This is a genomic window from Nitrosomonas halophila (genome assembly GCF_900107165.1).
In the GTDB taxonomy this organism is placed as follows: Bacteria; Pseudomonadota; Gammaproteobacteria; order Burkholderiales; family Nitrosomonadaceae; genus Nitrosomonas; species Nitrosomonas halophila.
In genome coordinates this window covers 1-8,328 of sequence record NZ_FNOY01000093.1, presented here as the reverse complement: position 1 = coordinate 8,328, position 8,328 = coordinate 1, and the positions used below count along the sequence as shown (strand labels likewise).

Below are 8,328 nucleotides of genomic sequence, written 5' to 3'. Positions count from 1 at the left end.
GACTTAAAAAAACGCTACTGGGGGCGCCATTTTTGGGCGCGAGGATACTTTTGTGTAACATCAGGAGAACTGACAGAAGAAATGATTCAAAACTATTTGGAGCATCATTTTGAACCTAAAGGTGATGATAATTTCAGAACCGAAAGCTAAACGGGTCTTAAGACCCGTATCCTGACTTTAGTCATTGTCACTAACCCACCAGCTTTAGCTGGTGGTTGTTTAGTCAAAGATAAGTAACAATTTTTATTGCATTCGCACCCAGCGCTTCCTTTGCCAGATAATGATGCCTGTTACCGACAAGATCGCTACAGCAACACCAAGCAAAGAAATCAGAATGCGACCTGGCAGACCAAGGATGCGACCCGAGTGGAGTGGGAATTGTGCTTCCAGAAAAATATCACCTGCGCTGCCGCTTCCAGGAATTCTCTCCCCCAAGTAAGCACCGTTCTGCCCATCAAAATACAGCCATGAGTTGCCAAGTCCGAATTCAACATGGTCTTGCCCCGGTTCATGGAATGTCACGCCATAAAAGCCATGTTGGGTGTCGTAAAACAAGCCGCCTGGCGGGGCGGTCCACTCTCTTTTTTGCGCTTCTGCGCTGGCGATCCGGATGATTTCCTGTTTTGTGATAGCAGGCTCAATCGGCTCGTCCTGAGGATTGGGAATGCGCAGCGAAAAAGGGTCGGGAGTGAGGATGGAGAAAACCGAAACAAGAGGGCGCATAACTTCTTGTTTGAGGTTCATCGAGATGGATGTTGTCGCCAGAATCAATAGCAGTACCCATAGCCAAACGCCGCCTGAACGGTGCAGATCGAAATTCAGCTTGTAGCCACCTTGCCGCCAGCGGAAGACAAAAGATTTGCGCCATGTTCGAAAGCGAGGAAAGGAAATCCACAATGCGATGAAGCAATCAATAGTCCAGATGATAGCCAGAGTCCCCATGAGCAGCATACCCAGTTCCAGTCCGAATGCATCCGGGATATGCAGGCTGTAGTGCAGTTTGTAGAGAAAAGGAATGAAATTTTCACGGCTTAAAGAAATATCACCCCATAGCCGTGTCCCACGGATTTCTCCGTTCTCTGGGTCGAGCGCGATTTGATTAAAAGACAGATCAAACGCCTTGCCTGTTAATGGATCCAGGCGACCTTTTACTCCCAATCCCAGATTCTCATCAGGCTCCAGCGATAAGGGCAACCAAGTAACAATAAGCCTGGGATCGGATGCTTCCAACTGATTGGCAAGGACTAGGGGGGGAATAGTCTCGTCCCCTCCACTTTGCCTTTTGAATAGATGCGGGTTCAGCCACTCATCAAGCTCATGATCCCATGAGATGATCGCGCCCGTTGAACCAGCGATGAACAGAAACCCGGCCAATAAAAGACCTGCCCAACGATGCAGCAGCACAAGCACCTGACGGCTTGCTCTGGATTTGTGTAATGGCTTTTCCAATTGCCCGCTGTCTATGAGGATGTTGGCTTCGTTATGCTTTGTCATAATGTCAGGCGGTATGATTTGCCACAACCAAGGGTAATGCGGTTTGATTAATTGAGGTTGCAGGTGATTTTGGGGAATCAAGGGATATTCGACCGTTTTCCATACGAATAAGGCGATCAGCCAAGTGGAAATAGCGATCATCATGCGAAATAATCAGCACTGTCTTACCCATCGTGCGCAGCTCCGGCAATAGCTCGCGATAGAAAATCTCCTTGAAGACTGGATCTTGATCGGCTGCCCACTCATCGAATACCAGAAAAGGTCGATTCTCTAAATAAGCAACTACTAGAGCCAGCCGTTTGCGCTGTCCTTGCGACAGCGCAAGTGTGCTAAATGCACCGTTCCTGACTTTGACCTTGTGCTGCAAATGCAGTTTGGTTAATAGTTCATTACCGTTTTTATCCAGCATATTGCCGTCACTCACTTCAAGCAATCGATCAAAAAGATGGAAATCAGAAAAAATCGTGGTAAAGAACTGCCTATAGTAATCACGGTTGGCATTGTTGATCACTTGGCTATTGAGCATAATGCGCCCTTCCTCAGGGGGGTAGAGTCCAACCAACAATTTTGCCAGAGTTGTTTTGCCGCTGCCATTTCCACCCACCAGGAACGTGATTTCCCCAGGGCGGAACTCCAAGTCAATCGGCCCCAGGGTGAACATTTCATCTTTCTGCTCATGATAATATCGGTGCAGGACGCCCTGGAGCACGATAGATTGAAGGGGGGGTAGTTCTCTTATTTCTGCCTGTGGTTCGGAGGAGTGTATCGAATGCATGATCTCCTCGATTCGTCTGGCTGAGACCTGCGCCAGATTTGCGCGCGGAATATTCAAAAGCAGTGCCTCGAGCGGCCCTACCATATAAACAAAAACCAGAGCATAGCCAGTCATGATCAGGGTCCTATCCGGCACATCGCCAATCAACAGGAACAGAACCAACCCAATGAAAGCGTAGATCAGAAAATTGCCCCAGCTTGCCGAGGCCACAAAAATAGACATACCAAAGGTGCGTTCCTTGCGCACTCGTTCAATTGAACGTTTCAGTACATCATCATAAAAAGCATTGCGTTTGTCTCGATTGAGTCGCAATTCCTTGGCGCCATCTGTGAGTGAGCGAAAGTAAGCGAATAAATTGTCTTGTTCTTTTGCGGCGATATCGAGGTGCCGTATGGCGCGTAAGTGTGCGAGATGGTAGCCAAAAGAACCAAAGCCGATGACCAGTATAGCCAGTAGAAATACTTGCCAGGATAAGTATGCCAGGTAGGCCAAGCAGCCCATCACGATAATCGAATTAGTGAGAATGATGGGAAAACTCACAAAAAACTCAGCTACGCGCGTACAGTGCTCAGATAAAGCGGATTGAATGCGCGCTGCGCCTAACTGTTCCAGCTGCCGATAATCTGCTTCAATGACTCTTTGCGCAATCAAGCCACGCAAATCGGATTGCGCGCACTGACCCAGACGTTCAAAAAGAATCGCTCCAATCATGTAGCCAAGCATGACTAACAGTGCGGTCACGACAAAAATCAACGCTGCTTCGTCCCGATTGAAATCAGAAGTCGTCAATGCTGCACTGATTTGTGCCAGTAAGTAAACGCTACCCATACCATGCAATATGCTTATAAACGATGCACTGAATAATAGCAGCCTGGATTGTTTGATAAGGTATTTCAGCATGAACGGTCCGATAAATTGAGATATATGATAGTGACGAATAGCAAGGGTGAAAATTTACTCTGGCATGTATCCCCTTTCATCCAATCACTCGCTCCGCTTTATCGCATATTTATGAATAAATCCAATTATATCAATGTTTTGACAACGCCTTATTGATATGCCAATTACATTGGATAATTTATAAGCACCTTAGATTCAAGAATCATAAATAATAATATTTCTCATTCGTCTTCTATTTCAAAAGAGATTTACCAAAACCAAAATTTTTGGAGACAAATGGAATCCTATCGTGTAAGCGACCAGCGCTGTACGTTGCCGAGTGCTCACTTATCTGAGCCGACAGGCCTACTTTCGTACCCAGACAAGCTTTGCTACCGCATCACTTATTCAGGTAATCAATTAAGCATACAAGGCGGTCAAGCAGACAGAAAAACGATTTGGCATTTATTCCAGCAGTCCAATGAATTATGGCTAGCATGGATAGAAACACATTCCATGCGTCCGGAATATCCTTCAATTGCCGAATTGCTGGCTGCACTGGAAGCAGCGTTTACTCATTACCCACATCAAGCTGGGGTATATGTCGCTACACCTTCACCACTGAATTCTGAATTGTTTGACTCGGGTGTACTGGTTAAAACCGAGGATGGTCGCTGCGTTGCCTATGCTGAGCTTTTCTGGCAGCTAGCAAGGGTTTGGCATACCACCGCCCGATCGGGGGCTTATCCGCTTCATTATGTCATCAGCCATGGTAAGCGTCACCCATTGCGCCCACCAAAGCCAACAGGCACCGTTTATCGGCGTTCCATAGACTGGTTAGGGCGTACCTTGTCGTTTCGGACAGTCGACATCGATTCTGACTTGATTCGATTCAATCGTTGGATGAACGATCCTGTTGTAGCCGCTTTCTGGAAAGATGCGGGTGATTTGTCCAGACACCGAGATTACTTGACAGAAATCCAAGCCGATCCACATGTCATTAACCTTATAAGTTGTCTGAATGACGAACCATTTGGCTACTTCGAGATATATTGGGCGAAAGAGGATCGGATCTCATCTTACTATGATGCCAACGATTTTGACCGTGGTTGGCATGTTCTGATTGGTGAACCTCGTTTCCGTGGGAAGCCTTTTGTAACTGCCTGGTTACCGTCAATTTCCCACTATCTTTTTCTTGATGATGACAGAACTCAGCGCATCGTTATCGAACCTCGGATCGATAACGTCAAAATGCTCAAAAATTTAGTCCAGTGTGGCTACGCATATTTAAAGGAATTCGATTTTCCACATAAGCGCGCCATGCTTGGCATGCTACTAAGAGAGCGCTTTTTTTCCGAGCAGTTCTGGGTGCCACGTTGCGCGCCCTCTCTCCACTCTGTTTCTTAATTCTAAAGATTTCGTCATGAAAATTTACGATTTGATTGGTATTGGTTTCGGTCCATCCAATATTGCGCTTGCCATTACCCTGGAAGAGCAAAAACAAGCAAGCTATGGTATCGAGTCTTTTTTCATCGAGAAACAACCTGATTTTGCTTGGCATGCCAATATGATGCTCGATAACGCTCACATGCAAGTTTCTTTTCTGAAAGATCTTGCCACGATGCGCAATCCATCGAGTCATTTCACATTTATCAATTACCTGCATCAGAAAAATCGATTGCAGGATTTCATAAATCTCAAGACTTTTTTTCCAAGCCGTTATGAATTCAATGACTATTTAACATGGGCAGCATCACATTTTGATCACTGTTGCGCTTACGGTGAAGAGGTGCTCGAAATACTACCCGAGAAGCATGGTAGCGAGGTCGAGTTGTTACGTGTCCGCTCGCGTAATCAAGATCAAGTGGTCAATGAGCGATTGACCCGTAATCTGGTGATCAGTATCGGAGGCCAACCGAGAATTCCTGATGGCTTTAGATCGCTGAAAGAAGATTCGCGTGTATTCCACTCTAATAGTTATCTGAAGGAAATCAAACGCCACCCGAATGCAAAAAGAATTGCAGTGGTGGGGGGAGGGCAAAGTGCAGCTGAAATATTCATGGACCTGCATCATCGCTACACTGCGGCTCAGGTTGATTTGATCATGCGTGCACGGGCCATCAAACCTTCGGATGATAGTCCTTTCGTCAACGAGATCTTCAACACCGATTTTACTGATCATGTTTTCAACTCCTCGGATCAACAGCGCACCGAGATCCTCAGCGAATTCTGGCATACCAATTATGCTGCCCCAGATTTGGTTTTAATCGAACAGATTTTCAACGTATTTTACCGGCAAAAAATTGCCGGTATCGAGCAGCATCGTTATTTACGGCGCCATGAAGTCAAGCAAGCGGTTTCGCAAAAAGATGGCATTCAATTCGTCCTGCATGACTTAGGTGCAGATCGGGACTACATCGAATCCTATGACATCGTGGTGCTGGCAACAGGTTATAACCGTGATTATCACAAATACTTGCTGGCCCCGATTTTGCCTTATTTCGAAGATATGCGGGTAGACCGGCAGTACCGTTTGCGTAGCGTAACTCAGTTCAAGCCGGCTGTTTTCCTGCAAGGTGCTTGTGAATCGAGTCATGGCTTGAGCGATACCTTGCTTTCGGTGACAGCAACGCGGACTCAAGAAATCGTCCAAGCCCTTATTCATAGCACCAGCAATCAATCAGCTTCAGGACAGCTTAAACGCGCAATGCCTTCAGCACTTGCATATTAATCAACGTCATTCTTTCCCATCATTAACCCCTTGATCATGAAAATACTTATTAATAACAAGACAAAAATCAACCCCAAGAAGTTGATGTCGTTATTGGGCTTGCATTTTGCTGTACTGGCGACATCGATAGATGGTTTCGCACAATCACAGCAGACGAACAATCCGGAGGATGCCAGAGGTCAGCAAGCTCAGGTCATGCCGGAATCCGGCGAGCCTGACTCGAATCAAGCGGGTGTTTCCGTGTTGCCAGCCATGACCATTACGGGAGCATCCGTCGGTTATGTGACTAAAAGCAGCAGTTCGGGTACCAAAACCGATACCCCATTGGTGGAGGTGCCACAATCGATTTCCGTTGTGACGCGCAATGAGCTCGATGCGAGGGGTGTCCAGGATATGAGTGAAGCCCTGCGTTATACCTCCGGGGTTGCTGTCGATCAATGGGGATTTGAAGGACGGGGTTACGAATACCTGCTGATGCGCGGATTTCAGGGACTCACGACGTCTCTCTTTCGGGATGGCTTGAGTATGGCTGCACAGGAGCTTTATTTCAATTCATTCATTACTGAAACCTATGGTCTGGAGCGCATCGATGTGTTGCGTGGTCCTACTTCTGTGACTTTTGGTCGTGGTGACGCTGGCGGCATTGTGAACCGTATCACCAAGCGCCCGAATGCAGATCCCTACCGGGAAATCGAATTGCAATACGGTAATTTCGACCGCAAACGGGTTGCCGCCGATCTGGGTTTTGCCAATAACGATCGCACTTTGATGTTTCGTCTGGTTACGCTTGGGTTGGATTCTGATACGCAAATCCGCTATCCAAATACAGGCGGAGATCGGGCCGGACTCAGACGTTTTTATATAGCGCCCTCCTTGACTTGGCAACCCACTGCCGATACCACTGTTACGCTGCTGGGCGAGGTGCTCAATAATCGTGCGCAGGCCTCGCCCTTTTTTCTTCTTGCACCGGATGGCAGGCGCACCGATGTGTTGCAGGGGGATCCAAAATTCATCAAATATGCCACCAATCAATCTTCCTTTGGTTATCAGATCGAGCACAATTTCAATGAAATTTTCACAGCGCGGCAAAATTTCCGTTATATGCAGCAGGATGGCGATTTCAATGAACTGTTTCGTACCGACTTTGACCCCGATATCGCTACTTTGATGCGGCGCAGGGCGATCTCGACACAAGAGAGATCCACTCAGACAGTGATCGATACGCATATTCAGGCCAAGCTCAATACCGGTCCGCTGCATCACACGGCACTCTTGGGCGTTGATTGGAACATAACGAATGCTTCCCTGAAATCCTTTTCAGGAGATGCGCCTGGTATCGATGTGATCAATCCCCAGTATGGCGTACCTATCCTTAAACCGGATATGCTGACGATGGATGCCAAACAGGAAGTAGACCAGCTTGGTGTCTATCTTCAGGATCAGATCAGGTATGGTGATAACTGGATTCTGACATTGAGCGGCCGCTATGACAGAGTTGATACATCAACCAAATCGGTTGCGTTCAAGGATGTAGCCAAAGTCGATGCGTATACTGGCCGGGCAGGGTTGAGTTATCTCTTTTCCAATGGCATTGCACCTTATGTCAGCTATTCTCAATCATTCTTGCCAATAGCCGGCTTTGATTCCGGGATGAATGCTTACAAACCAACCCGCGCAACGCAATATGAGGTCGGCGTTAAATATCAACCTGCGGGGGCGCGAAGCTTATATACCCTGGCATTGTTTGACCTGACCAAGAGCAATGTTCTCACGCCCGATCCCGACGATCCTTTTTTTCGTAATAGACAAACCGGCGAAGTGGGCTCGCGTGGTGTAGAACTGGAAGCAAGAACCGAGTTGCTGCGTGGTTTGAATTTTATCGGTACATTTACCTATCACGAAGTGACCGTAACCAAAAGTACCAATATCGATCTGCGAAAAATGCCAATTCAGGTGCCTACAACGATGGCCTCCGGCTGGCTGGATTATTCCCTGGCAAGTTTGGGTATTGATTGGCTGCGTGGGTTTGGGATAGGTGGGGGCATACGTTATGTGGGAAGAATTTTCAATGACCTGGAGAATGCCAGTACAACCCCTTCCTATACGCTATTCGATGCCATGCTCCGTTACGACAATGGGCCATGGATGTTTATCGTAAATGCCAGCAACGTATTCAACAACAAATATCTGTCTTATAACGATCCTGGCTGGCGAGTATACCCTGGACTGGAACGAACAGTCGTGGGCACATTGAAATTCAGATTCTAGTCCTGGCAGATCGACCCAGAACATGGCACCGGAGTCCAGGATGCAGCAATAAAGGAGGAAACGGTGCCGTCAGTAAGATCATAATATTTGGCTCCTCGGCAGAATTTGTGGGTAACCGAAAGCGCCTTTTGTAAGACCATGGCCGGTGATAGTGGAGCACCCCGCCCAATCTCTGAGAAGA

General features: G+C 47.3%; 6 protein-coding genes. 4 read left to right on the top strand and 2 right to left on the bottom strand.

Features of this window, described 5'->3' with window-relative positions:
• The coding region (locus BLV85_RS13650; protein ID WP_176973882.1) for a transposase at nucleotides 1–150 on the top strand (150 nt) is incomplete at its 5' end.
• A 93-nt stretch (nucleotides 151–243) separates the two neighbouring features.
• On the opposite strand, the gene BLV85_RS13645 is transcribed toward BLV85_RS13650, so the two are convergent.
• A complete protein-coding gene (locus tag BLV85_RS13645) occupies nucleotides 244–1,494 on the bottom strand; it encodes a PepSY-associated TM helix domain-containing protein (protein WP_090415787.1) in 1,251 nt (416 codons plus the stop codon).
• 4 nt (nucleotides 1,495–1,498) lie between these two features.
• Nucleotides 1,499–3,169, bottom strand: coding sequence for a cyclic peptide export ABC transporter (locus BLV85_RS13640; RefSeq protein ID WP_090415786.1), 1,671 nt, complete (start codon nucleotides 3,167–3,169; stop codon nucleotides 1,499–1,501).
• Between the two features lie 276 nt (nucleotides 3,170–3,445).
• On the opposite strand from BLV85_RS13640, the gene BLV85_RS13635 reads away from it, so the two are divergent.
• From BLV85_RS13635 to BLV85_RS13625, 3 genes are read left to right on the top strand one after another with little or no spacing between them, the layout of a single operon-like run.
• On the top strand, nucleotides 3,446–4,555 hold the full coding sequence (locus tag BLV85_RS13635) for a GNAT family N-acetyltransferase (RefSeq protein WP_090415785.1): 1,110 nt from the start codon (nucleotides 3,446–3,448) through the stop codon (nucleotides 4,553–4,555).
• 16 nt (nucleotides 4,556–4,571) lie between these two features.
• Complete coding sequence (locus tag BLV85_RS13630; protein WP_090415784.1) at nucleotides 4,572–5,879, top strand: lysine N(6)-hydroxylase/L-ornithine N(5)-oxygenase family protein; 1,308 nt, start codon at nucleotides 4,572–4,574, stop codon at nucleotides 5,877–5,879.
• A gap of 36 nt (nucleotides 5,880–5,915) precedes the next feature.
• Nucleotides 5,916–8,147 carry a TonB-dependent siderophore receptor gene (locus BLV85_RS13625; protein WP_245725232.1) on the top strand — a complete coding sequence of 744 codons (2,232 nt, stop codon included), beginning with the start codon at nucleotides 5,916–5,918 and terminating at the stop codon, nucleotides 8,145–8,147.
• Nucleotides 8,148–8,328: the final 181 nt, after the last annotated feature.

Bases quoted from the DNA above. Each gene is read 5' to 3' on its own strand.
- BLV85_RS13645 (WP_090415787.1), bottom strand. From the start codon at position 1,494: ATGACAAAGCATAACGAAGCCAACATCCTCATAGACAGCGGGCAATTG.
- BLV85_RS13640 (WP_090415786.1), bottom strand. From the start codon at position 3,169: ATGCTGAAATACCTTATCAAACAATCCAGGCTGCTATTATTCAGTGCA.
- BLV85_RS13635 (WP_090415785.1), top strand. From the start codon at position 3,446: ATGGAATCCTATCGTGTAAGCGACCAGCGCTGTACGTTGCCGAGTGCT.
- BLV85_RS13630 (WP_090415784.1), top strand. From the start codon at position 4,572: ATGAAAATTTACGATTTGATTGGTATTGGTTTCGGTCCATCCAATATT.
- BLV85_RS13625 (WP_245725232.1), top strand. From the start codon at position 5,916: ATGAAAATACTTATTAATAACAAGACAAAAATCAACCCCAAGAAGTTG.